The sequence below is a fragment of the Flavobacterium tructae genome, assembly GCF_001853485.1.
Taxonomy (GTDB): Bacteria; Bacteroidota; Bacteroidia; order Flavobacteriales; family Flavobacteriaceae; genus Flavobacterium; species Flavobacterium tructae.
Window position 1 is genome coordinate 183,584 of record NZ_MIKE01000029.1, and the last position, 24,065, is coordinate 207,648.

The 24,065-nt window shown below is 35.2% G+C and carries 20 protein-coding genes; 7 read left to right on the plus strand and 13 right to left on the minus strand.

What is annotated here, in order from left to right:
* Nucleotides 1–31 precede the first annotated feature (31 nt).
* Nucleotides 32–1,093 (minus strand): chorismate synthase, encoded by a 1,062-nt coding sequence (aroC, locus tag BHE19_RS22025; RefSeq protein ID WP_017497647.1) that lies wholly within the window; start codon nt 1,091–1,093, stop codon nt 32–34.
* A gap of 188 nt (nt 1,094–1,281) precedes the next feature.
* Between aroC and BHE19_RS22030 the strand changes: the two genes are divergently transcribed.
* A complete protein-coding gene (locus tag BHE19_RS22030) occupies nt 1,282–2,106 on the plus strand; it encodes a UDP-2,3-diacylglucosamine diphosphatase (protein WP_017497648.1) in 825 nt (274 codons plus the stop codon).
* Between the two features lie 152 nt (nt 2,107–2,258).
* On the plus strand, nt 2,259–2,756 hold the full coding sequence (locus BHE19_RS22035; protein WP_070908883.1) for a hypothetical protein: 498 nt from the start codon (nt 2,259–2,261) through the stop codon (nt 2,754–2,756).
* Nucleotides 2,757–2,912: 156 nt separating this feature from the next.
* On the opposite strand, the gene BHE19_RS22040 is transcribed toward BHE19_RS22035, so the two are convergent.
* The 7 genes from BHE19_RS22040 to BHE19_RS22070 form a co-directional block, all read right to left on the minus strand.
* Nucleotides 2,913–3,341, minus strand: a complete 429-nt coding sequence (locus BHE19_RS22040) for a protease complex subunit PrcB family protein (RefSeq protein ID WP_070908884.1) — start codon at nt 3,339–3,341, stop codon at nt 2,913–2,915.
* 18 nt (nt 3,342–3,359) lie between these two features.
* Nucleotides 3,360–4,514 carry an N-acetyl-alpha-D-glucosaminyl L-malate synthase BshA gene (gene bshA, locus BHE19_RS22045; RefSeq protein WP_017497651.1) on the minus strand — a complete coding sequence of 385 codons (1,155 nt, stop codon included), beginning with the start codon at nt 4,512–4,514 and terminating at the stop codon, nt 3,360–3,362.
* 252 nt (nt 4,515–4,766) lie between these two features.
* Complete coding sequence (locus BHE19_RS22050) at nt 4,767–5,249, minus strand: ABC transporter ATPase (RefSeq protein ID WP_070908885.1); 483 nt, start codon at nt 5,247–5,249, stop codon at nt 4,767–4,769.
* Between the two features lie 89 nt (nt 5,250–5,338).
* Nucleotides 5,339–6,130, minus strand: a complete 792-nt coding sequence (locus BHE19_RS22055; protein ID WP_017497653.1) for a (Fe-S)-binding protein — start codon at nt 6,128–6,130, stop codon at nt 5,339–5,341.
* A gap of 133 nt (nt 6,131–6,263) precedes the next feature.
* Nucleotides 6,264–7,595: a (Fe-S)-binding protein gene (locus BHE19_RS22060; protein WP_026110112.1), complete on the minus strand. Its 1,332-nt coding sequence runs from the start codon at nt 7,593–7,595 to the stop codon at nt 6,264–6,266.
* Nucleotides 7,596–7,600: 5 nt separating this feature from the next.
* A complete protein-coding gene (locus BHE19_RS22065) occupies nt 7,601–8,566 on the minus strand; it encodes an MlaD family protein (RefSeq protein WP_017497655.1) in 966 nt (321 codons plus the stop codon).
* 50 nt (nt 8,567–8,616) lie between these two features.
* Entirely contained in the window at nt 8,617–9,744 is a 1,128-nt protein-coding gene (locus tag BHE19_RS22070) for an N-acetylmuramoyl-L-alanine amidase family protein (RefSeq protein ID WP_070908886.1), read from the minus strand.
* A gap of 82 nt (nt 9,745–9,826) precedes the next feature.
* On the opposite strand from BHE19_RS22070, the gene BHE19_RS22075 reads away from it, so the two are divergent.
* Both BHE19_RS22075 and BHE19_RS22080 read left to right on the plus strand, forming a co-directional pair.
* A complete protein-coding gene (locus BHE19_RS22075; protein ID WP_026110113.1) occupies nt 9,827–12,550 on the plus strand; it encodes a putative LPS assembly protein LptD in 2,724 nt (907 codons plus the stop codon).
* 24 nt (nt 12,551–12,574) lie between these two features.
* Entirely contained in the window at nt 12,575–12,955 is a 381-nt protein-coding gene (locus tag BHE19_RS22080; protein WP_070908887.1) for a RidA family protein, read from the plus strand.
* A 128-nt stretch (nt 12,956–13,083) separates the two neighbouring features.
* Here the strand turns inward: BHE19_RS22080 and BHE19_RS22085 are convergent, their stop codons facing one another.
* The 5 genes from BHE19_RS22085 to BHE19_RS22105 all read right to left on the minus strand — a co-directional run bounded on the left by BHE19_RS22085 (nt 13,084) and on the right by BHE19_RS22105 (nt 21,330).
* Nucleotides 13,084–13,458 (minus strand): methylglyoxal synthase, encoded by a 375-nt coding sequence (locus tag BHE19_RS22085; RefSeq protein WP_070908888.1) that lies wholly within the window; start codon nt 13,456–13,458, stop codon nt 13,084–13,086.
* A 13-nt stretch (nt 13,459–13,471) separates the two neighbouring features.
* Nucleotides 13,472–14,323: an N-acetylglucosamine kinase gene (locus BHE19_RS22090; RefSeq protein WP_070908889.1), complete on the minus strand. Its 852-nt coding sequence runs from the start codon at nt 14,321–14,323 to the stop codon at nt 13,472–13,474.
* Nucleotides 14,324–14,452: 129 nt separating this feature from the next.
* Complete coding sequence (gene gap, locus BHE19_RS22095) at nt 14,453–15,457, minus strand: type I glyceraldehyde-3-phosphate dehydrogenase (RefSeq protein ID WP_070908890.1); 1,005 nt, start codon at nt 15,455–15,457, stop codon at nt 14,453–14,455.
* 83 nt (nt 15,458–15,540) lie between these two features.
* Complete coding sequence (gene pfkA, locus BHE19_RS22100) at nt 15,541–16,527, minus strand: 6-phosphofructokinase (protein ID WP_070908891.1); 987 nt, start codon at nt 16,525–16,527, stop codon at nt 15,541–15,543.
* 309 nt (nt 16,528–16,836) lie between these two features.
* The gene (locus BHE19_RS22105; protein WP_070908892.1) at nt 16,837–21,330 is read right to left on the minus strand and encodes a translocation/assembly module TamB domain-containing protein; all 4,494 of its coding nucleotides are present in this window, start codon (nt 21,328–21,330) and stop codon (nt 16,837–16,839) included.
* Between the two features lie 206 nt (nt 21,331–21,536).
* Here BHE19_RS22105 and tsaD point away from each other — a divergent pair, with 206 nt between their 5' ends.
* The 3 genes from tsaD to BHE19_RS22120 all read left to right on the plus strand — a co-directional run bounded on the left by tsaD (nt 21,537) and on the right by BHE19_RS22120 (nt 24,057).
* The gene (tsaD, locus tag BHE19_RS22110; protein WP_070908893.1) at nt 21,537–22,559 is read left to right on the plus strand and encodes a tRNA (adenosine(37)-N6)-threonylcarbamoyltransferase complex transferase subunit TsaD; all 1,023 of its coding nucleotides are present in this window, start codon (nt 21,537–21,539) and stop codon (nt 22,557–22,559) included.
* A gap of 2 nt (nt 22,560–22,561) precedes the next feature.
* Nucleotides 22,562–23,269 carry a 16S rRNA (uracil(1498)-N(3))-methyltransferase gene (locus BHE19_RS22115; protein ID WP_070908894.1) on the plus strand — a complete coding sequence of 236 codons (708 nt, stop codon included), beginning with the start codon at nt 22,562–22,564 and terminating at the stop codon, nt 23,267–23,269.
* Between the two features lie 149 nt (nt 23,270–23,418).
* Nucleotides 23,419–24,057, plus strand: coding sequence for a DUF4159 domain-containing protein (locus BHE19_RS22120; protein WP_070908895.1), 639 nt, complete (start codon nt 23,419–23,421; stop codon nt 24,055–24,057).
* Nucleotides 24,058–24,065: the final 8 nt, after the last annotated feature.

A 24,065-nucleotide genomic window follows, 5' to 3' on the forward strand; every position in this document is an offset into this window, starting at 1 on the left:
TAAAATGTTAAAACCCTCACTGTCTTAACTTTTATAAATACGTTTTGTTGATCAAATAAAAATCAGCCAAAACAATCGCAGCCATTGCTTCAACAATTGGCACTGCGCGAGGCACTACACACGGATCATGACGGCCTTTACCGGTCATTGGTGTAATATTTCCTTTATTGTCTAATGAATCCTGAGTCTGCATGATAGTCGCAACAGGTTTGAAGGCTACTCTGAAATAAATATCCATTCCGTTGCTTATTCCACCCTGTATTCCTCCCGAAAGATTTGTTTTTGTAGTTCCGTCAGGATTGTATAAATCATTATGTTCGCTTCCTTTCATTTCAGAACCTGAAAATCCGCTTCCGTATTCAAAACCTTTTACGGCATTGATCGAAAGCATGGCTTTTCCTAATTCAGCATGCAGCTTATCAAAAACCGGTTCTCCTAATCCAACCGGAACATTTTGAATGACACAGGAAACTACTCCTCCAACGGTATCTCCTTGTTTGCGGATATCACGAATATACTCTTCCATAATCGCTGCCGATTTTTCATCCGGACAACGAACAGGATTGCTCTCTATTTTAGAAAAATCCAAATCCTGATAAGGTGTATCTAAATGAATTGGACCAACCGACGAAACGTAGGCATTAATTTTTATTTCAGGAAGCATTTGTTTTGCTATCGCCCCCGCAACTACTCTGCTTGCCGTTTCTCTGGCAGAGCTTCTTCCACCACCGCGATAGTCTCGAAAACCATACTTCTGATCGTATACGTAATCAGCATGACTAGGTCTGTAATTGTCTTTTATATGGGAGTAATCGTCTGATTTTTGATTGGTATTCGGAATAATAAATCCAATAGGCGTTCCAGTCGTTTTACCTTCAAAAATACCAGATAAAAACTGAACTGCATCCGGTTCTTTACGTTGTGTTACAATTGCCGACTGTCCGGGCTTTCTTCTGGACATTTCAACTTCAATTGCATCTAAATCAAGTTCAATTCCTGATGGACAACCATCTATAATTCCGCCTAAAGCTTCACCATGAGATTCTCCAAATGTTGTAACTTTATATAAATTGCCGTAGCTATTTCCTGCCATTGTAATTAGTTTTGAGCAAATGTAAGTTTTATGAATTAAATTAAAAAATTTAAAATTGGTATTATTAAGCAAAGGTTAAGGTGATTAAAAATCACAATTTATTAAAATTGCAGCCAAATTGATAACCATTTCATAAAATTTCTCTCACAAGAGTTTCTTTCATTTGTTAAACTTCAAAAAAAGAAAAATTGAAAAAACGAAATGTTGAATTGGTCATTATATCTGATGTCCATTTAGGAACTTACGGAAGTCACGCCAAAGAACTAAACAACTACTTATCAAGCATAAAGCCTAAAACATTAGTCCTTAACGGTGACATTATTGATGCCTGGCAATTTAGAAAATCATACTTTCCAAAAGCACATTTAAGAGTCATTCAGCGTATTATCGGCATGGCATCTAAAGGCACAAAAGTATATTACATCACCGGAAACCATGATGAAATTCTTCGGAAATTCAGCGATATGAACATGGGGAATTTTGCACTGGTCGATAAATTAGTTTTGGAACTGGACGATAAAAAAGCATGGATTTTTCACGGAGATGTCTTTGATGCTTCTGTTCAACACTCCAAATGGATTGCAAAACTGGGCGGATTAGGATACGATTACTTAATTCTAAGCAATCGATTTGCCAACTGGTGCCTTGCAAAACTAGGACGAGAACCTTACTCCTTCTCTAAAAAGATAAAAGCCAGCGTGAAAAAAGCCGTTAAATTTATCTCTGATTTTGAAACTACTGCTACTGATCTGGCTATTGAAAAAAAATACGATTACGTCATCTGCGGACACATACACGAACCGAAAATCGTTACCAAAGAAAACAAACACGGCTCGACTTTATACCTTAATTCGGGAGATTGGGTGGAAAATCTTACCGCATTGGAATACCATAAAAAGCGATGGAAATTATACTCTTATGCCGAAAGTAATTTTACCGAAGAAGAAAATCTCTTTGAAATGGAGGACACGCTGAGCTCTCAGTTAATTTCTACTATTATTCTAAACAAATAAACTTCTAAACACACTGCCTATCGCAAATAAAACTACTTTAAACCTGCTTTCTTGCTTTCTAAAAATGTGAATTATATAACAATTTTTAATAATCCTATACGTTTCAAAATTATAGTGAGGATTAAATTTGGCAAAAATTAATAACCATTTTTATGAAAAAAATCATTTTATCTGCCCTAATGCTATTAGGTTTAGCGTTTACGGCACAATCACAAGAAATTTCGAAACATGCCCTGGGTATCCGTTTAGGAGATAATAACGGTTTTGGCGGAGAAGTATCTTATCAGTTAGGATTAAACCAAAAAAACAGACTGGAATTTGATTTAGGATGGAGAAACAGCAGTAACGTTGATGCCATTAAAGGTGTAGCGCTTTATCAATGGGTTTGGAATATTGATGGTGGTTTCAACTGGTATGCCGGAGTTGGAGGTGGTCTTGCAACTTGGAATCACGACTATTATACCAACAACAACAGATACAAAGATAACGGAACGTATGTTTTTGCTGCGGGAGATATTGGTATAGAATACAGATTTAAAGAAGCACCAATTACTTTATCATTAGACGCGAGACCTGAAGTTGGTTCCGGATATTATGACGATGACAATTTTGGATTTGATGTTGGTTTGGGAGTAAAATTCAGATTCTAATTAAAGACAAAAATAATTATAAAAAGAAACCTGTCGTTTTTAATGCGACAGGTTTTTTTATGTTTACATTGAAAATGAGTCTCAGGCTGAGCGAAGTCGAAGCTTTGTGCATAGGGGCTTCGACTTCGCTCAGCCTGACATCCCACAACTCATAACTTACTTCACAATAATCTCTTTTTTAGAGTGTACTTTGATTACAGTGTACGGATAAGTAATAGCCTGCGTTACCATAGCATCTGCAGCGGGATTATTTTCTTTAACGGTGATGATAATATTTTTATCCGTTTCTTCTACTTTTTCAACACCAATAGAATAGCCACCCGTATTTTTTTCTCCCATATTCAGGATTACATAATTTGAATTACTGATATCGTCCTGTTTCATTTTTGCTTTCAAATGGGGATCATTTTCCAGCATTTTGATTTCGTTCGGTTCCGTCAGAATTTCAAAAAATTTGATATTTCCTCCTCCGTCAGATTGTTCTGTGAGAACTTCATACAAAATTTTAGAAGTCCCGTCAGAGCTTTTCTTAACCCCGCAAGAAACTAAAACCAGAATCACCAGTACCGAAATTACTTTTTTCATTTACGTTAACTTTTAAGATTATTGTTTTTCGTGTTTCTCATGCTTATAATCATCAATCGCTTTTTGATACAACGCCTCATACTTAGGCAATATTGTTTTGATATCAAACTTACGGGCAACTTCTAATGCATTTGCTTTAAACTGATTCAAAACGTCATCGTCTTTTAGTATTTTGATTGCATTGGCAGCCATTTCTTCAACGTTACCAACATTGCTCAAATATCCTGAAAAGCCATCAAAATTAACTTCCGGCAAACCACCCGAATTACTTGAAATTACCGGGACTCCGCTTGACATTGCTTCTAAAGCTGCCAAACCAAAACTCTCTGTTTCTGATGGAAGCAGGAATAAATCGGTAAAACATAAAATTTTATCAATCTCGTTACTATTTCCAAAGAAAATAACTTTGTCATAGATACCAAGTTCCATACATAAAACTTCTGCTTTTTCTTTTTCCGGACCATCGCCTACCATCATCAGTTTAGACGGAATTTCTTTCTGAATATTATAGAAAATCTTAATGATATCCGGAATTCTCTTCACTTTTCTAAAGTTACTAATGTGCGTGATAATGCGCTCGTCCTCCTTCGCCATAACATAACGATGGCAAGGTGCCTGAGGATCTTTTCTAACTTTATCCAATTCGATAAAATTAGGGATAACCTTAATTTTATTCTTGATTTTAAACAGCTTTAAAGTATCATCTTTCAAACTCTGAGAAACGGAAGTCACATAATCTGATTTATTGATGCTAAAGGTCACCGCAGGTTTATAAAAGGGGTGATTCCCCACTAGTGTAATATCTGTTCCGTGAAGTGTGGTAATCATTGGAAGATTAATTCCTTCATTTTTCAGCATTTGCTTCGCCATATAACCAGCATACGCGTGAGGAATGGCATAATGCACGTGAAGTACTTCTATTTTATACAATTTCACCATATCAACCAATTTACTGGACAATGCCAATTCATAAGGCTGATAATGAAAAAGAGGATATTCAGGAACGTTTACTTCGTGATAATGAACATTAGGGTTTAAAAGTGCCAACCGAACTGGCTGACTATAGGTAATAAAGTGGATTTCGTGTCCGCGTCTGGCTAATTCAAGGCCTAATTCCGTAGCAACTACACCACTACCACCAAATGTCGGATAACAAACTATTGCTATTTTCATGTATTAAGTTTAGTAACTACGAAAGTACTTAAAAATAGCTTTTAGTTGCTCTTTTAAACTGTTAGATTTTTGTGAATATATAGATTCAGATTTTTCGATTCTAAACCCTACAGGTTTTTGAAACCTCAGAGGTTACAACAACAAAAAGTCTATTTATTCAAACCGGACAGGTTTCAAAAACCTGTCCGGTTTATAAAAACAAAAAAGGCACAAAATTTAGATTTTGCACCTTTCGAATATTATAAATTTCTCTTAGAAAAATCTGCTGTGCCAGCTATCGGCAGCAGGAACTTCCCATGATTCGTTGAATTCTTCAATATTGTTTACCAGATTATTAAAAACAATAGTGTTCTCGGAAACTGATTTATCTTTAACCATTTTCTTGAAATCGATTAAAGGCTTGTGTGCAATATGTTCCCCCAGTTTAAAAGTCACATTCATTTTGTCTAACAAATCAACGTTGTACTTTTTTTCTAAACTTTGGATAAACTCCACCGAACTATCGATCGAACAGCCTGTTGCCGCCTGTACTTCCTGATTTACAGCCAAAATAATGAATCGGTTGTATTTTAGTTGATACGAAGCCTCCAGACTTATTCCGTGTGCCGCCCATCCTTCTACAAAAGTTTTCAGGTCGGTTTCTATTTCAGAAAATTCTTCCTCAGAAAACTTTCTGTTTGATTGATAAATCCAAACTCTGGATTCACCAGGTAAATTTTCAAAAGGTATATACATTTTTTCTTTTTGTTTTATTTTGTTTCAAGTTTCAGGTTTTAGGTTGAAAAACTTAGAACCTTAGTGCCTTAGCATCTTAGAACCTCAAATTAAAGATCTTGCGCATTCGCAATTAGCTCCGCAACATCCATTACTTTCACTTGTCCTTCTTTTTCCTGATGTTTGATACCATCAGTCAACATGGTATTACAGAACGGACACCCGGCTGCAATAATATCCGGCTGTACTTCCAAAGCATCTTCGGTACGCAAAACGTTCACTTCTTTATTTCCAGGCTCAGCATCTTTAAACATTTGTGCTCCACCCGCTCCACAACAAAGTCCGTTTGCTTTTGAGCGCTTCATTTCTACTAGTTCAACATCCAGTTTCTGAATCAAGTCTCTTGGCGCTTCATACACTTTGTTAGCTCTACCTAAATAACAAGGATCGTGAAAAGTAATTTTCTTTCCTTTAAACTGACCTCCTTCAACAGTCAGTCTTCCGTCATCAATTAATGATTTTAAGAATTCTGTATGATGAATAACATCGTACTGACCTCCTAATTCAGGATATTCGTTTTTTAAAGTATTAAAACAATGCGGACAAGCGGTAACTATTTTCTTTGCTTCATAAGCATTAAGCACCTCGATATTCATCATGGCCTGCATTTGAAACAAGAACTCATTTCCGGCACGTTTTGCAGGATCTCCGGTACAGCTCTCTTCAGTACCTAAAACTGCAAACGATACATTGGTACGATTTAAAATTCGCACAAATGCTTTTGTAATTTTTTTTGCTCTATCATCAAAACTCCCTGCGCAACCTACCCAAAATAAAACTTCAGGCTGTGTTCCCTGGGCTAGCATCTCAGCCATTGTTGGCACTACTAAACTTTCTGACATCTTCTTTTGTTGTTAAATCGGTTAATTGTTTATTTGGTTAATCGCACTCTTTGCTGCAAACCTACTAAAAAACCTTACTATTTTATTCAAATCGATTAAACGGTTAAACCAATAACCTTTTAAACTTTTATTTCTAATTTTCGTTTTTCCAATTCAAACGATCCTGCTGGCTATATTGCCAAGGCGCTCCATTGTTTTCGATATTGGTCATCATGGCATTCAATGACATTGGAGCAGCACTTTGTTCCATCACTAAATAACGACGCATATCCATAATAATAGACAACGGACTGATATTTACCGGACATTCTTCTACACAGGCATTACACGAGGTACAAGCCCACAATTCTTCAGGTGTAATATAATCGTTCAATAAGGTTTTATTATCCGGAACAAAAACTCCTTTATTTGCATCGATGTTTTTACCAACTTCCTGCAAACGGTCTCTTGTGTCCATCATAATTTTACGAGGAGATAATTTTTTACCCGTTTGATTTGCCGGACATGATGATGTACAACGACCACATTCCGTACACGTATAAGCATTTAAAAGCTGTACCCAGTTCAAATCCTGAACATCGCTTGCTCCAAATTTTGCAGGAGCAGCATTTTCGTCAACAGGGGCTGCTGCAAACGGATCTGCATTTGGATCCATCATCAACTTTACCTCTTTGGTTACTGACTCTAAATTATCAAACTGACCTTCAGGGTTCAAGTTCGCAAAATAAGTATTCGGGAAAGCCAAAAGAATGTGCAGGTGTTTAGAAAAGTATAAATAGTTCATGAAAACCAAAATACCTGCTATGTGCAGCCACCAGAATACTTCAAATAACAGCACTACCAGATCATTCGACATTCCGTTAAAAATTGGCGCTATAAACTGACTGATCGGGAAACTTCCTGCTTTATGAAAAACTCCTCCTGGAACATTTTGCAAATGAAGATCGGAAGCATTCATTAATAAAAACAATAACATCAAAACGGTTTCGAAATACAAGATGTAATTCGCATCGCTTTTTGGAAATCCGTCCAGGTCTTTGTTCACAAAACGCTTTAATCGGATTACATTTCTTCTAATCCAAAAAACAGTAACTGCAAAAATTACCAGTATTGCCAATATCTCAAATGAAGCAATTAAAACATCATAAACCACACCTAAATAAGGCGCAAAAATTCTATGCGTTCCAAAAAGCCCGTCAATAATGATCTCGAGTAATTCGATGTTGATAATTATAAAACCTACATATACAAAAATATGAAGTATTCCAGCTACAGGGCGTCTCACCATTTTTGACTGCCCTAGAGCAATCAATGCCATGTTTTTCCAACGTGCTTTAGAATTATCTTTTCGATTTACATCTACTCCCAAATTAATGTTTCGGATGATCTTTTTTACGCTCGATGCAAAAAAGCCAAAACCTATTATAAGAAGTATAGCGAATAAAATATTATCTAAATAACTCATTCTGATTATTTTTTAGTGGTTGTGTTAGCGTCTTCTGTTGGTGCTACGTAAGGTTTGTTTTTCTTTCCGAAAAGCGAAACATTTACATAACGTGTTGGGTAAAGACGAACATCCTGTAACAATAATTCAAGCTCTTTTGAAGTTTTTGCCAGATTATTATACAACGCATCATCATTCAATAATTTACCCGCAGTACCTTTTCCTGAGTTCAAATTACTCATAATACCATCTACTTTAGCCAAAGTCTGATTTAAGTTTCGAACTGTTTTTCCTAAATCTGCCTTGTTTAAAGAATCAGAGATTTTATTGAAGTTACTGGACATTTTATTAAAGTTGCTTACCACTCCGTTAATCTGTCCTTTGTTGGTATCTAAAATAGTATTGATGCTTCCTGAAGCTTTATGAAACTGCTCCATAGTCTGACTCAATTCAGCTAAAGTTTTCTTCAGGTCTTCTTGTCCTTTTTTATCTAAAACGTTGTTTAATCCTGAAACCAGATTATCAATGTTAACCAACATTTTTTCTAATTTCACCTGAATTGGCTCAATTTTTCCGCCTAAAGATTCTTTCAGTCCCGGTTCAACAACCGAAGCTAAAGTCTGACCATCAACTGCCAGTTCTTTGTCTGCAAAATTAGGAACAATCTTGATCTGTTTTCCTCCAATTAAACTTGGAGAATATAAAGATGCTTGACTTGTTTTAGAAATTGGAAAATCTGTTTTTAATTGAAGTTCAACTAATAATTTTCCTGTTACTTCATTGATTGTAATTTTAGTTACTTTACCAATTGTAAGTCCGTTTATGGTAACGGGAGCTGATGCTGACAAATCTTCCACATTATCATATTCTGCATATAATGTTTGGTAATCTGTAAAAAGGTCTTTGCCTTTTAAAAAACTATAGCCCCAAATAAATAATAAAATTGACGCGATGACTAAAATAGCCGTTTTAATTTCTCTTGTTAGTTTCAAAATTCTTAGTGTTTGTACAAAATTAATATAAATATTCGAACTAGAAGCTATTATTTAATGGCGTCTTGAATACTGATCTTTTCTCCATCTTTGGTTGCAACCAAAAAGGCAGCGCCATATCCTTTATCTTTAGCTTCTTCCAAATATTTTTTGGCAGCATCGTAACTTGAAGTTTCCTGATAGAAATATTTATAAATATTATTTTCGTACAGCATGGTTACGTTTTTAAGTCCTTTAAAATTTTTAGGCTCCAATGGTGTCTTTTTAATACTGGCAATAAGCTGCACTCTAAAGAATGTACCTTTTGGAGCGTTTTTAACTGCCGCAGGAGTTTCGACTTCTTTCGTTTTAACCGGAGTTGAAGTATCTTTTGCCGGTTTTGAATCTACTATTTCAGGAATACCTGAACCAAAATATTCGCTTTTATAACTTAAAATTGCTTCGGCAATCGCTTTTGCAATATCATTTTGTCCTTCTTCTGAATTTAGAATATTTCCTTCTGTCGGATTAGATACAAACCCGGTTTCTACTAAAACCCTTGGCATATAAGCTTTATGAAGTACCATAAAAGGCGCTTGCTTTACCCCTCCATGTCTCAATTTTTTTCCAAGTTTATCAAAATTGTCTTCAATTTTACTGGCCAAAGAAATACTGTTATCTAAATATTCTTCCTGCATTAAAGTCATTCCGATCATTGATTCAGGTGAATTTGGATCGAAACCTTCGTATTTACGTTTATAATCTTTTTCTAAAGTAATTACAGAGTTCTCTTTTTTCGCCGCTTCAAGATTCGACGCTACTTTACTCAAACCCATTACATAGGTTTCTGTTCCGTCAGCAGCTGTGTTTTTATTTGCATTACAGTGAATTGATACGAAAATATTCGAATTTGCTCTGTTTGCAATGTTTGCTCTTTCGACCAAATCGATAAAAACATCCGTTTTACGAGTATATATTACATTAACATTCGGACTTCCCTCTAAGATTTTACCCACTTTTAAAACAATAGCTAAAGCAATATTTTTTTCAATCCGTCCGCTGTAAACAGCTCCAAAGTCGTGATCACCATGTCCAGCATCAAGTGTTACTTTAAAAACATTTGCCTGGCTATAAGCACAAAAAGACAATATCGTTAGAAAAAAAGTAAATATTACTTTAATTTTGTTAAATCCATTCATAAATCTAAAAGTTAATTTTAATAAAACGCTACAGCTATAATTTTTACAATTGATTATTTTTGACAAAAAATTATATGTAAGTTTGACATGTCAAAAAACAAGCCATAATTTTACAAAAATAGCATTTAAACCTTTGCATACAAACTTATTTAATATCGTTTTATTATCATTTTTCCTAACTTTAGGATGTGGTAATTTATATTCGCAAGAGATAAAAAACAAAAAAAAGCCTTTACCTACTGTAAAACAAACAGATAAACCCAAAAGCACTACAACAGAGAAACCTGAGGTTACTGTTTCAGACACTATAAAGCTGGATACGGTTAAGGCAAAAAAGAATTTTCTGGACGCTGTTACCAAATATAAAGCTAAAGATTACGCTAAATACGATAAAAAAGCAAAAACTCTTACCTTATATAATGAAGCCGAACTTTATTACAAAGATGTCGAATTAAAATCGGGTATCATTGTTTTAAACATGGAGAAGGAAGAGGTTTATGCCGGACGTATTCGGGATTCGGCAGGTGTTTTGATACAATATCCAAACTTCAAACAAGGAGCCAGCGAAGTTCAGCCCGACTCTATCCGATTTAATTTTAAAACAAAAAAGGCTCTGATCTATAATTCGAGAACAGAACAAGGTGAGTTTAAGATTAAAGCAGCCATTACCAAAAAAGAAAACGACTCGGTTTACTTTTTACGCGGTGCCCGTTTTACAACCGCAAAAGACATTGACAATCCGGAATACTACTTTCAAACCAATAAAGTAAAATTTATACCTGGTAAAAAAGTAATTACCGGTTTAACCAATATGGTCATTGCAGATGTTCCTACCCCTCTGGCATTGCCTTTCGCCTATTTCCCGATGAGTCAGGAAAAAAGTGTTTCGGGTATTATTTTACCTAGTTACAACGACTCAAACACAAGAGGTTTCTCTTTACAAAACGGAGGATATTATTTTGCATTGAGTGATAATTATGATCTGACGGTTCTGGGTGACTATTATACCAATGGTAGTTATGCCATGCGTTTCGAATCGACATACGCCGCGAAGTACAAATACAGAGGAAATCTTAACATTCGTTATGAAAATCTAATTAACAGTGAGCGTGGTTATCCTGATTATTCTAAAGAAAAAATCTACAACATTCAGTGGTCGCATTCAAAAGATACAAAATCAAACCCTAACTCTACTTTTTCTGCCTCTGTAAACATGGGTAGTAGTAAGTACTTCAAGCGATCTATCAATCAGGCGAACGCAGGATCTAATTTAAATAACACTTTAAACTCCTCCATCTCTTACAGCAAAACGTTCAATACGATTCCTCAGGCACGTATTTCGTTAACCGCCACGCACTCGCAAAATACTCAAACGGAAAAAATCGACATGACCCTACCAACCTTACAGGCAAGTGTGGATCGTGTATATCCTTTTGTTGGAAAAGACGGCGTTAAAAAGGGATTCATAAAAAACATCAATTTACAATATAATTTAAGCGGGAAAAACAGTATTTCAACAACAGATTCCCTGTTTTTCAAACCACAGATGTTTAGAGATGCTAAGATTGGAATGCAACACAGTATTCCTATCAGTACTAACTTTAAATTGTTTAAATACTTTAGTGCAGGAGCCTCTACCAATTATCAGGAAACCTGGGTAACTAAAACCGAAAAGAGAGAATACGATGCTACTAAAGGACAGGCCGTAACCACGACTGTTAATGGTTTTGATGCTTACAGAACTTATAATTTCAGTACCAATTTAGGAACTACCATTTACGGTACTTTTAATTTTGGTGACAACAAAAAAATTCAATCCATACGTCACGTCATGAGACCTACTATGACGTATTCTTACACGCCAAGTTTTGATCAGTATTACGACAATTATACAGTAGACGCAACCGGAAAAATCAATACGTACTCCAGATTTGACAATGGTATTTTTGGCGCTCCCGGAAACAGTAACTCTAATATTGTGTCATTTGCTTTAAGTAATACTTTTGAAGCCAAGGTAAGAGATCGTGACAGCACAAAAACAGAGCCGAAAAAGATCATGTTACTAAACAACTTAAACTTCAGCACCAGTTATAATTTCAATGCTGACGGAAAACAAACTTTAGCCTGGCAGCCGGTAATTGTAAGTGGTGGAACGCAGCTTTTGGACAACAAAATGAACCTGAACTTCGGAGCTGTTTTAAACCCGTATGCGATTGACAATGCAGGGCACGTAATGAATGTCTTTAATATTGATAATGGAGGAAGTTTATTCCGATTAACGAGTGCCAACCTTACTGTAAACTATTCCTTCTCGAACAAGGGAGGCAATGCACAGGAAAAGAACACACAAAGCCAGCGAAATGGTGGTCGTAATGACGACTTGTTCGGAACAAATACGGATCTAAACGATAGCAGAAATAGTCAGTTTGCCAACGAAAAAGATGATGATAAAGATGTGATAACTGAATTTTTCCGCTCTAAACTTCCGTGGGATATGACTTTGGCATATTCCCTAACCTACTCGAATGCCGCCAGGGAAAATAAAATTAGTGGAAACTCGATCATGATATCTGCTAATATGGATATTACTCCTAAATGGAAAGGCGGAGTTTCTACAGGTTACGATTTTGTACAAAAAGGGGTTACTTTTACACAATTTCGTTTTGAAAGAGACTTATTAAGCTGGAGAATGGCCTTTAACTGGACTCCAATTGGTCCAAACTCCAACTGGAACTTCTTTATTGGAATTAAATCCGGAATGTTGAGTGATATTAAATGGAACAAGCGTAGTACTTCAAATCGATAAACCATCGAATAAAAATAATTTATTATGAAAAAAATCATCTTTACCGAAAAGGCACCGGCTCCAATTGGTCCTTACAATCAGGCTGTATTATCAGGAAACACACTTTATGCATCAGGTCAGATTGCGATCAATCCGACTTCCGGCGAACTTGTAACAGACAATATCAATGATGAAACTAAACAGGTAATGGAAAATATTGCAGCCATTTTAGAAGCTGCCGATATGTCTTTTGAAAATGTAGTAAAAGCTACCATTTTTATCATGGACATGAATAATTTCGCCGCTATAAACGCCGTTTACGGTTCTTACTTCGACGAAAAAACGGCTCCTGCTCGTGAAACTGTTCAGGTTGCCTGTTTACCTAAAAATGTAAATGTTGAAATTTCGATAATTGCTGTGCAGTAAAAATTGTTTCAGGTTTCAAGTTTCAAGTTTCAAGTTTGACACTTTGAGCATAACCTGAAACTTGAAACCTGAAACAAAAAAACCGTTACAAGTTGTAACGGTTTTTTTTATATCTAAAATTAGAAACTCTATAATTGCAGCGCAATGGCATTAAGCAGTAACTGTGCCGAAGCTTCATTAGTTGCCAGAGGTACATTATGAACATCACAAACACGAATCAACATATTGATATCTACTTCGTGAGCATGGCTTGCCAGTGGATCTTTAAAGAAGAAAACCATTTTCGTCTTTCCTTCTGCCACTCTCGCAGCAATCTGCGCATCACCTCCCATTGGTCCTGAGAGCATTCTTTTCACCTTAAAACCGGCGTTTTCAGCCTTACTCCCCGTAGTTCCCGTTGCGATTAATTTAATGTTTTCCTGAAGCAGTAAAGTCTTGTTTTTATTCAAAAACTGAACCATGTCTGCTTTTTTCCCATCATGAGCTATGATAGCAATTTCCATATTCTATTTTTATTTATTGATTTGCAACGTGGTAAGCAATTAACCCATCAATTGGTCTTCTTAAAACATTACCCAATTGAAGTCCGTATTTATCAAAAGTTTCTTGCAATTCGTCTTTTAAATAAAAAGCAATTGACCCAACAAAATGAACAGGAACTTCTTTACAATTGTCAAATTGCTTGATGTAGTTTTTCACGAAAGATTTCATTCCTTTGAAGATAATTTTTCTACAAAACTCAGTGTCTTTATGCTTGATCAGGAACTTTGCAAAGGTCGCCAAATACGCGTTTGGATTTGGTTCTTTGTACAATTTATTCTTGATAAAATCAGGATCTAAATTATACTCTTTCTCAAATTCAACGGCCAGTTCTTTTGGCATTTTATTGAAATAGTACTTTCTGATTAATTCTTTTCCAAAAACATTTCCGCTGCAGTCGTCCATTGCGATAAACCCAAGTGACTGAACTTTTTGGTGCAATACTTTACCATCAAAAAAGCTGCAATTAGAACCGGTACCTAAAATACTCACGATCGCAGCTTCTCCTTTTGGAGTAGTTGCATATACCGCCGCATAAGTATCCTCCTGAACTTCTACAATTGCATTCTCAAAATATTCCTGAAATATTCGGGAAAGTTCTATTTTCATTCTCTCCGTTCCGCAACCTGCTCCGTAAAAAAACAAATGCGTCGCGTTCTTTTTATTTTGCAGAATATCAAAACGATCGTTTAATCTTTCTACTATCTCCGGACCGTCAAGAATTTCAGGATTTAATCCTAAAGTTTGTGTGGTGAATAATACTTTTCCATTATCATCAATTGCAATCCAATCGGCTTTAGTAGATCCACTATCAACTATTAATTTCATTTTATTTAGTTTTTGGATTAGTCTTTCTTTAGCTAAATAAAAAATGTGTTTTTACCTTAATTAAAGAAGCAACAAAATAAGAAAATCCCATTACTATTCAATAACGGGATTTTGCAAAAATATATATTATTATTTTAAACCTGCGATATGCACAGACAAATCAATCAATTTACTTGAATATCCGTACTCATTATCGTACCAGGATACTAATTTAAAGAAAGTTGAATTTAAACCGATTCCAGCTCCTGCATCCACTACTGAAGTTCTTTTATCAGAAATAAAATCCTGAGAAACAACTGCATCTTCTGTATATCCTAAGATACCTTTCATTGTATTTTCGGAAGCATTTTTCAAAACAGCCATAATTTCTTCATAAGAAGTTTCTTTAGCTACTTTTACTGTTAAATCTACTACAGAAACGTCAGCAGTAGGAACACGGAAAGACATTCCTGTTAATTTTCCATTCAAAGCCGGAATTACTTTTCCAACTGCTTTTGCAGCTCCGGTTGAAGAAGGAATGATGTTAATGCTTGCAGCACGTCCGCCTCTCCAGTCTTTTCTTGAAGGACCATCAGCTGTCATTTGAGTTGAAGTTGTTGCGTGAACTGTTGTCATTAAACCTTCAACAATTTCGAAATTATCGTGAATTACTTTAGCTAAAGGAGCTAAACAGTTTGTTGTACAAGAAGCATTAGAAACCACTAAATCCGTAGCTTTTGCTGTTTCATGGTTTACTCCCATTACAAACATTGGTGCATCAGCAGACGGAGCAGAGATAATTACTTTTTTAGCACCACCTTTGATGTGCTCGTTTGCAGTTTCGATGGTTGTAAAGATACCAGTACATTCAGCAACTACATCTACATCTACTTCGTTCCATTTTAAATCAGCAGGATTTCTTTCAGCAGTGATACGGATGTTTCTTCCGTTTACAAAAAGTTTTCCGTCTATTACTTCTACAGTTCCGTTGAAACGTCCGTGAACTGAATCATATTTTAATAAGTAAGCCAAGTGATCTACATCTAACAAATCATTGATTGCTACTACTTCTACATTATCTCTATTGAAAGTTTCTCTAAAAACGATTCTTCCGATACGTCCAAATCCGTTTATTCCTAATTTTACTTTTGACATTTTACTTAATTTTTTGTTTTTTATTACACTAATTCAAAGTCTAATTTCCTCACAATAAACTTCTTTCCTTTTTTAAACTTTTTTTATGTCGACATGATATCGGACACTCTTAACAATTCTCTGTCAATCTCAGATTTACCTTTAATTGCTTGTTCAAGAGGTGTCAAAACAACTTTATCAGCCTGCAAACCGACCATATAATTTGATTTACCTTCTATTAAAGATTCTACCGCTTTTACTCCCAAACGGCTTGCTAAAACACGGTCAAAGCAAGATGGAGAACCACCACGCTGCATATGTCCTAATACAGATACTCTAACGTCGTATTCCGGCAGATTGGCTTCAACGTAATCTTTTAATTCGAAAACATTTTTACCTATTTTATCTCCTTCGGCAATAACTACTATACTTGATGATTTTCCTGAAGCTTTACTTTTTTGAAGAGAATCTAATAATCGGTCTAAACCTAAATCTTCTTCAGGAATAAGAATTTCTTCTGCACCGGCTCCAATTCCGGCATTAAGAGCAATATGACCTGCATCTCTACCCATTACCTCTACAAAAAACAGACGGTTATGCGAACTTGCAGTATCTCTAATTTTATCGATACAATCTACAACAGTATTTAAGGCTGTGTCATAACCTAAAGTATGGCTGGTTCCAAAAATATCATTATCAATTGTTCCTGGAATTCCCATTACCGGAAAACCGTATTCTGAATTAAAAATTAATCCTCCGGTAAAACTTCCGTCTCCTCCAATAACAACCAAAGCATCTACTCCGGCTTTTAAAAGATTTTCGTGCGCTTTTTTTCTACCTTCCGGGCTTCTAAAATCAACTGAACGAGCTGATTTTAAAATCGTTCCGCCTTTATTCACAATATTATTTACGCTACGGGGTCCCATCTCTTTGAAGTCACCTTCAATCATTCCTTGATATCCCCTATAAATCCCTATGCATTCTATATTATGATAAGCACATGTTCGAACAACTGATCGTATTGCGGCATTCATTCCTGGTGAGTCACCTCCTGATGTTAGAACACCAACTTTTTTTATCGTTTTTGGCATTATTTAAGTATTAAAGTGTAAAATTAGCAAACATTCACCACTTATCGGGTTATCTTTATAATAAATTAGCAAAATATGTTAAATTCAAACGTTTTCGTTAATAAGTTTTTCTAAAGTAAAAATTTCATTCTCCATAATAAATGTCGCCTATTTAAATTGAATATTTAAAATTAACAATACATTACTGAAGTGTTATAAAATTTGACGGCAATCCTTATTAGCAAAAAATAAGCAAGTCTCTAAAATTAAAACAAAAAAACCATTCGCAGTAACGAATGGTTTTTTATCTGTATCTTTTTAACAAATCTTCTAAAAGTCATTGTCAGGAATTAATCCTTCATTATTTATGGGTGGAGGAACTTTTGGTTCTTCTTTTTTCTCTTTCTCCTCCTTCTTTTTGTTCTTATCTGCGTTCTTTTTATTCGAGAAATTAACAAAATCAGGATTTAGGTTATTGTCCTGCAAATCGTTTGTGGAATTTTTGATCGCTCTTTCCAGCTTATGATTTTTGAAAAGTTTATTGACCAGCTCGCTAAAAGTATCAAAATCTACTTCATACGAAATACCAACACCTTGTGTATAACCAATCCCTTGTCCTATATAATTAATATCATTTTCTTTATTAAACAAACGAAGATTCATTGATCCGTCCTCATTAACTCTGTACAGGATTTCGATATCTCCAACAATAGCAGATTCATTTACTCCACCTACTGGAACTCCAAGTTTTCCGTTGATTGTAATTCTTTCATTGATCTGAGAAGAAATATTCGCTACAAACTGACCGTCGGCCTCCTGCCCAAGTCTTTTATCAGCTGAGATATAGTTCAGATCGATATTGACTTTATCATTATCTGATTTTATTATACCCCCTAACAAACTGGAAGCGGTTTCGGTTAAGGTCCCTGAAAAATCACCCTGACTAAATCCGTCTGTACTCATAAACGAGCCTGTAGACAGTAAATATAAGGCCTGAGTCTGACGAATGTCTTTATCATCTAACTTATATTGTATCTCTGATTTAAGCACGGTACTGACAGAAGGAAACTGTATGTCAAAGTTAGGTTCCGGACTGGCCAAATCTCCACGTAATCCAATTACCACTTCGACCGGTACTTTTTTATTAAATGAAGAAGTATTGTCTAACAGTACTGCCGGATTTGCAGTTGTTTTATAGACAGCTTCCAGATTCAATTGTGCTTTCATCGGGTTTCCTTCCCAAATAATAGATCCTCCTTTTTTAACGGAGAATTTTTTATCAATTAAACCACCATATTTAAAATTGTAAGTTCCTTCGTATGCCTGGAAATCCCCCCACATATTAAATTTACCCAGTGTATTAATTTTAAATAATAACGATCCGTATCCTTTTCCTTTCATACCATGTCCGGAACTTCGATCTAAAATTACCTCTACCTCGGCATCGGGAGTAATATCAAAATCAAACTCCAGTTCCAATCCGTTGTAATTCTTGGTCTTTTCAAGTATACCATTTGCCAGATTGTACTTTTCCTGTGGTGTTACAAAATGAATCCAGCTACTCTCTCCAACACTTTGTGTATTGTTTATTGGAATCTTAACCTGAGTTCCTTTTTCTGATTTCGCTTCTACTTTTATAAACAATCCTTCTGTAGGACCTTTAATACTGGCAGTACCATTTATAAAAGCCGTACCAAAATAAGCGGCATCTTCACTGTCTTTAGTATCCAGAGCAAGCAATCGCTTAGACGTAATATTTAAATCCAGCTTCCAGTCGCCAAAATTATGGTGTTCAATACTACCGTTCAGCAACCCTTTTGTCCCATATTTGGTATCAGTCAGCTGATTGTTTCTAAACAGAAATTTTTCATCTGTTAAATCAATCACGGTACGATCGCTTAATTCGTAATCTGTATTCAGGTATGGAATGGTCATCCCGGCTTTCTCCACATACAAACGTCCGTTAATTTCAGGTTTTTTCAGATTCCCCACCACGGCGGCATTCCCTGAAACCGATCCTCTAACATTAGAAAGCACATCACCTCCAACTGTTCCTAAGGTCGCCAGATTAAATCCTTCGAGTTTCAAACTCAAATCTAAAAAGGTCTCCTTATTTTCAACCGCAAAAGTTCCTTCTGCTTTAAACGACTCTGTGAATCCGTTTTGGATAGAAGAATTGATAGTGAATTTTTTAAAACTTTCATCTCCCGCAATATCAAAATTAAGCGTACCTAAATCCGTTTTATTCAGATTCAGATGATCAATCACAATAGAGGCCGTGGGCTGATAAACGTCTTTACTCTGTTTGTAATTTACATTTCCATTTAAATTACCATTAAATACGAACTTAGAATTAAAAGGTGTGATTTTATTAATATCCACATCTTCAAAATTCAACACCAAATCTTTATAATCTTTCCCTTTTATGACACCATTCAAATCTATTTTTTGATTCTCATGAGACAATACAATATTATCAATAGTGAAATTTTTAAAATACTGATCAAAAACAATCTGATTGTCTTTTTCAGCATCTTCATTTAAATACCATAAATAGTCTTTAAATTTCATCTCAGACTTCTTAATCCCTATGATATTGTTTTTATTTTTATCGATAGTATGATAGAGATCCAGATTATAATAATCTTCCCCTTTATCCCCTCCTTTAAATTCAGATCTTACAAACAGAGTATCTTTAGCCGTAACGTTAATCAAATTAAAATCGCGTACTTTATAATAAGGTGTTTTAATACTGTCCAGCTCTACATAAGCATTATAAAGCGTATTTTTATTGTCGATCGTAATTCGAATATTGTCAAAGGTATTTTTGGCAGCTACAATTTTTTCGGAATTAAACTTAAATTTAAACTCCTGAAGATCCGAATCAATTTTTCCTCTCACTGTGGTACTTGAATCAATTTTAATGTCCGGATATAACATTTCCACGATCTTATCGTACACATGAAAGTTGAAACGCAAAAATTGCCCTTTCTTAAGTTTGTAAGGTTTATAATTGGTGTACAAACTTCCCACTGAATTCATGACCAGCTTGTCCAGTTGTGCAAACTGAAACTTACCTACTATTTCCCCCTTTACTACGTCATTAGAACCAATAGTAATTGTTCGCAGTTTATCGGCATCAAAATGTGAGTTGATTGTAAGATCATCAAAAACATAGGTGTCCTGAGGGTTTTGATACACAGCCTCTTTGATCGAAATCGTTCCCTGTAAATTCTCTATGGAATTTCCGGTCACTGCTACAACGGCATCTCCTCTAAAATGTGAAATAGAATCGCTTATAAATTTAAGTTTACGTAAATCGGCATTGTCTACGTTAATATGAAAATCATAGCGATTTTCACGCTTACTTAAATCGACCATTCCATCAAACAGTAAACTTAAATTTGGATCATTTACAGAAACCTGTCCTTTATAATAAGGCAATTTAAAATTCCCGTTTACAACAATATTATTGTAGGTGTATTTATTATAATCTAATTTTGCGATATCTCCTTTAACAATGGTATTGAGGTATTTTTCGGTAAACCCTACCCCGTCTACATCTACATTCAAAGTCGTTCTTCCAATATCTTTACGATTCAATACCGCACCAATATTAAAATTCTCCAGAATTACATTTCCGGAATACGAAGCTTTGTCAATAAAATCGATATGATTCATGTGCAAATCGACCTGACCGTTACCTAAATCGGTAATCATTTTAAAATCGGTTTCTAAGGCTGTGGTCGAAACTTTCGCTTTTCCAACGATATTGAATTTACCAATTCGTCGTAATTCCTTTGGAAGTGTCTTACCTAAAATACCCGGCAATAAAACGACCAGATTATCGTAACTCGAAACCAGTTTTTCGAACTTACCATCCATAGAAAACTTCTGTGTTTTGCTTCCTAAAAGATTCTTGAAGTTAATTGTTCCAAAGATTCTTGAACCATTAGTATCACTCAATCTAAGACGTCTTAAATTAAGATCATTCAAGGTTCCTTTTATTTTTGTTTTAATTTTAAAATGCTGGTTTTTTCCCAAGCCATCATAAAAATAGCGAATATCATTTGACGCAATGGAAGCAGAATCTAAAGCTACATCAAACTTTACTTTATCGGTAAAATGTAGAAAATCCTCTATTTTATAGTTCAAAATCGCTTTTCCGTAAATAGAAGATCTTTTAGTCTTTATCGCCAGATTTTCAACCTTGATCTGCTTTTTAGTGTAACTGAACTTCCCTGCAAAGTTTGACACATACAAGCCACGATGATCTAAGAATGAAAATCGGTGAATATTTGTATTTATATCCGGTCCGTATAACTTAAACTCGCTGATGTACGCATTCAACTTTTTAAAATCAAGAAATCTTGGCGTGTTTTTATTCTCATCCACAACAGAAAAAGCCCCCTGAGATATGTAAGCATTCTTGGCTGTCAGCAAAAAGTGCTTGTTGGTTTTTGGTGTTTTTTTTCCTGTTTCAAACAGCTTAATAAACTTGTTGATATTATTCTCGTCTTCGTTTTTATACGTTTTGAGATTAAAAATCATACCGGTCAGCCTAATATCTCCAAAAAGCAAATCACCATCTAATAATCTTTTAATGCTAAGAATATCAGTGGTAATTATATCAGAATAGATTAAAGTCTTCTTATGATGGTCGCGGATCAGAACCTTCTTGAGTTTTACACCTCCAAAAATATTTATGGCAACTTTTTCAACACTAATATCAGTCTTAAAATCAGTATTTAAAGATTCTGTAACGTATCTCGCTATTTTGGTCTGAACCACAGGTAAAGCCAAGATGATAGCAAGTGCTAACAAAAGTAAAATTAAACCAATTAGGGTTCGGGATATTATTTTCTTTACTTTTCTGATAGCTGCTATATTTTAGTTTTCTTTTAAATTTACTTTGAACAGACAAAGAACGGCTGTTTTTGATAAAAATTCTTTAATTTTGGCTTCTCCTTATAATAAAAGAAAATCAAATATTTGATTCGTCAAATATAATTCAAAAATCGTGCTTTTATATGCAAAATTCAGAGGTTTTTATTCTAGCCATCGAAAGTTCATGCGATGATACTGCTGCCGCAGTCCTACATAACGACAAAGTACTCTCAAATGTTGTGGCCAATCAGTTAATTCACAATCAATATGGAGGTGTTGTTCCTGAAATAGCTTCAAGAGCACACCAGCAAAATATTGTTCCGGTAATTGATGCCGCACTTCGTAAGGCAAATGTACAAAAAGATCAACTAACTGCTATCGCTTTTACGCAAGGTCCGGGCTTAATGGGATCTTTATTAGTAGGCAGTTCTTTTAGTAAATCACTTTCGTTAGCGCTCAAAATTCCGTTAATTGCTGTAAATCATATGCATGCCCATATTTTAGCACATTTTATCGATGAAGAAGGGTTTGATAAACCGGAATTTCCTTTTCTGGCGCTCACCATTAGCGGGGGGCATACTCAAATTGTTAAAGTAAACGGTTTTTTTGATATGGAAATTATTGGTGAAACTACTGATGATGCCGTTGGCGAAGCCTTTGACAAGAGTGCCAAAATCCTTGGCCTTCCTTATCCGGGCGGACCGTTGATCGACAAATATGCAAAATTAGGAAATCCAAAAGCCTTTACTTTTACCAAACCAAAAGTACCGGGACTTGACTTTAGTTTCTCCGGACTAAAAACGGCCATCTTGTATTTTATTCAAAAAAATAAACTTGAAAATCCTAATTTTATTGAAGAGAACCTGAATGATATTTGTGCTTCCATTCAACATACCATTATCGAAATTTTGATGGACAAATTGAAATTAGCGGTAAAAGAAACCGGAATCAAACAAATTGCCATTGGCGGAGGAGTTTCGGCTAATTCAGGCATCAGAACCCGATTGAAAGAAAGCGAAGCCCAATACGGATGGAAAACCTTCATTCCAAAATTTGAATATACCACCGACAATGCCGCCATGATAGGAATTGTGGGGTATCAAAAATATTTATCAAAACGTTTCGAAACTTCAGCAGTAGTTTCGAAAGCGCGAATCCAATTTTAATTATGCAATTATTTTACAATCCTGATATCGACGAATCTACAGAACGCTTTTCTTTTGACAAAGAAGAAAGCCGTCATATTATAAAAGTTTTACGCAAAAAAGATTCCGATATTCTACACGTAACCAATGGTTCGGGCTTGTTGTTTGAAACCCAAATTACTTTAGCATCAGACAATAAATGTATAGTAGAAGTCATTTCGATCAAAAAATCGCCTGCTCCAAAATTCAGACTGCATTTAGCGGTTGCACCAACCAAAATGAATGATCGTTTTGAATGGTTTTTGGAAAAAGCTACGGAAATAGGAATTCAGGAAATCACCCCTATTTTTTGTGATCGTTCAGAAAGAAAAGTAATTAATCCGGAGCGTTTTGAAAAGATTATTTTATCGGCAATGAAACAATCCAACGAAACCTATCTGCCTAAATTAAATGAAGCCATTTCGTTTAAAGAATTCATCAAACAAAAAAATGAAGGATTGCAGCTAATCGCGCATTGTGAAGAAACCGATAAAAAATCTTTAAAGGAAGTTTTGAAACCCAATGAAAGTGTTACCTTGCTTATTGGCCCGGAAGGAGACTTTTCTGAAAAAGAAATTGTACTGGCGTTAGAACACAAATTCCAACCCGTTACTTTAGGAAATACCCGATTGCGAACGGAGACTGCTGCGATTGTAGCTTGTCATAGTGTTGTGTTTTTTAATGAAAATTAAACCAGGTATTGTTAAACTGTTTAATCGTTTATTTGTTTTGCTGTTTAACCGAAAATTTGAAATTGTTTAAATTTACCGCTTATAGTTATCCCCATAATTCATAATTCATAACTCATACCCCATAACTCACATCCCACGACTTAAATGATATGAAAAAAGTATTTCTCTTGTTGTTAATGGTTTCAATCTCTTCCTTTTCGCAGGAGATTGCGTTGTTAAAATATAGCGGTGGCGGTGATTGGTATGCCAATCCAACATCATTACCTAATTTAATTAAGTTTTGCAATGCTAACATCAATACGAGAATAAAAGCAAAACCATCAACAGTTGAACCGAGTAATCCGGATCTGCTCTCTTATCCGTTTGTTCATATGACCGGACATGGAAATGTTGTTTTTAGCGATGCTGATGTAAGTAATCTTAGAAATTATTTAAATGGTGGTGGTTTTCTGCATATTGACGACAACTACGGAATGGATCAATACATTCGAAAAGAGATTAAAAAAATATTTCCAAACAATAACTTAATCGAAATTCCTGCAAATCACCCCATATTCCAAAAGCCTTTCCCATTTCCAAATGGTCTTCCAAAAATCCACGAACATGACGGAACACGTGCTCAGGCCTTTGGTATCTTTGTCGAAAACAAATTGGTATTACTCTATACTTATGAATGTGACTTAGGAGATGGCTGGGAAGATCCCGAAGTACACAATGACCCTGCTCCGGTTAGAGACAAAGCCTTAAAAATGGGAGCCAACATTATCAATTATATTTTTACCAATTAAATTTTAGA

What these genes read in the sequence shown, in the direction of transcription:
- aroC (WP_017497647.1), bottom strand. Translation starts at nt 1,093, where the DNA reads ATGGCAGGAAATAGCTACGGCAATTTATATAAAGTTACAACATTTGGA.
- BHE19_RS22035 (WP_070908883.1), top strand. Translation starts at nt 2,259, where the DNA reads ATGAAAAAAATCATTTTATCTGCCCTAATGCTATTAGGTTTAGCGTTT.
- BHE19_RS22040 (WP_070908884.1), bottom strand. Translation starts at nt 3,341, where the DNA reads ATGAAAAAAGTAATTTCGGTACTGGTGATTCTGGTTTTAGTTTCTTGC.
- bshA (WP_017497651.1), bottom strand. Translation starts at nt 4,514, where the DNA reads ATGAAAATAGCAATAGTTTGTTATCCGACATTTGGTGGTAGTGGTGTA.
- BHE19_RS22050 (WP_070908885.1), bottom strand. Translation starts at nt 5,249, where the DNA reads ATGTATATACCTTTTGAAAATTTACCTGGTGAATCCAGAGTTTGGATT.
- BHE19_RS22055 (WP_017497653.1), bottom strand. Translation starts at nt 6,130, where the DNA reads ATGTCAGAAAGTTTAGTAGTGCCAACAATGGCTGAGATGCTAGCCCAG.
- BHE19_RS22060 (WP_026110112.1), bottom strand. Translation starts at nt 7,595, where the DNA reads ATGAGTTATTTAGATAATATTTTATTCGCTATACTTCTTATAATAGGT.
- BHE19_RS22070 (WP_070908886.1), bottom strand. Translation starts at nt 9,744, where the DNA reads ATGAATGGATTTAACAAAATTAAAGTAATATTTACTTTTTTTCTAACG.
- BHE19_RS22080 (WP_070908887.1), top strand. Translation starts at nt 12,575, where the DNA reads ATGAAAAAAATCATCTTTACCGAAAAGGCACCGGCTCCAATTGGTCCT.
- BHE19_RS22085 (WP_070908888.1), bottom strand. Translation starts at nt 13,458, where the DNA reads ATGGAAATTGCTATCATAGCTCATGATGGGAAAAAAGCAGACATGGTT.
- BHE19_RS22090 (WP_070908889.1), bottom strand. Translation starts at nt 14,323, where the DNA reads ATGAAATTAATAGTTGATAGTGGATCTACTAAAGCCGATTGGATTGCA.
- gap (WP_070908890.1), bottom strand. Translation starts at nt 15,457, where the DNA reads ATGTCAAAAGTAAAATTAGGAATAAACGGATTTGGACGTATCGGAAGA.
- pfkA (WP_070908891.1), bottom strand. Translation starts at nt 16,527, where the DNA reads ATGCCAAAAACGATAAAAAAAGTTGGTGTTCTAACATCAGGAGGTGAC.
- tsaD (WP_070908893.1), top strand. Translation starts at nt 21,537, where the DNA reads ATGCAAAATTCAGAGGTTTTTATTCTAGCCATCGAAAGTTCATGCGAT.
- BHE19_RS22115 (WP_070908894.1), top strand. Translation starts at nt 22,562, where the DNA reads ATGCAATTATTTTACAATCCTGATATCGACGAATCTACAGAACGCTTT.
- BHE19_RS22120 (WP_070908895.1), top strand. Translation starts at nt 23,419, where the DNA reads ATGAAAAAAGTATTTCTCTTGTTGTTAATGGTTTCAATCTCTTCCTTT.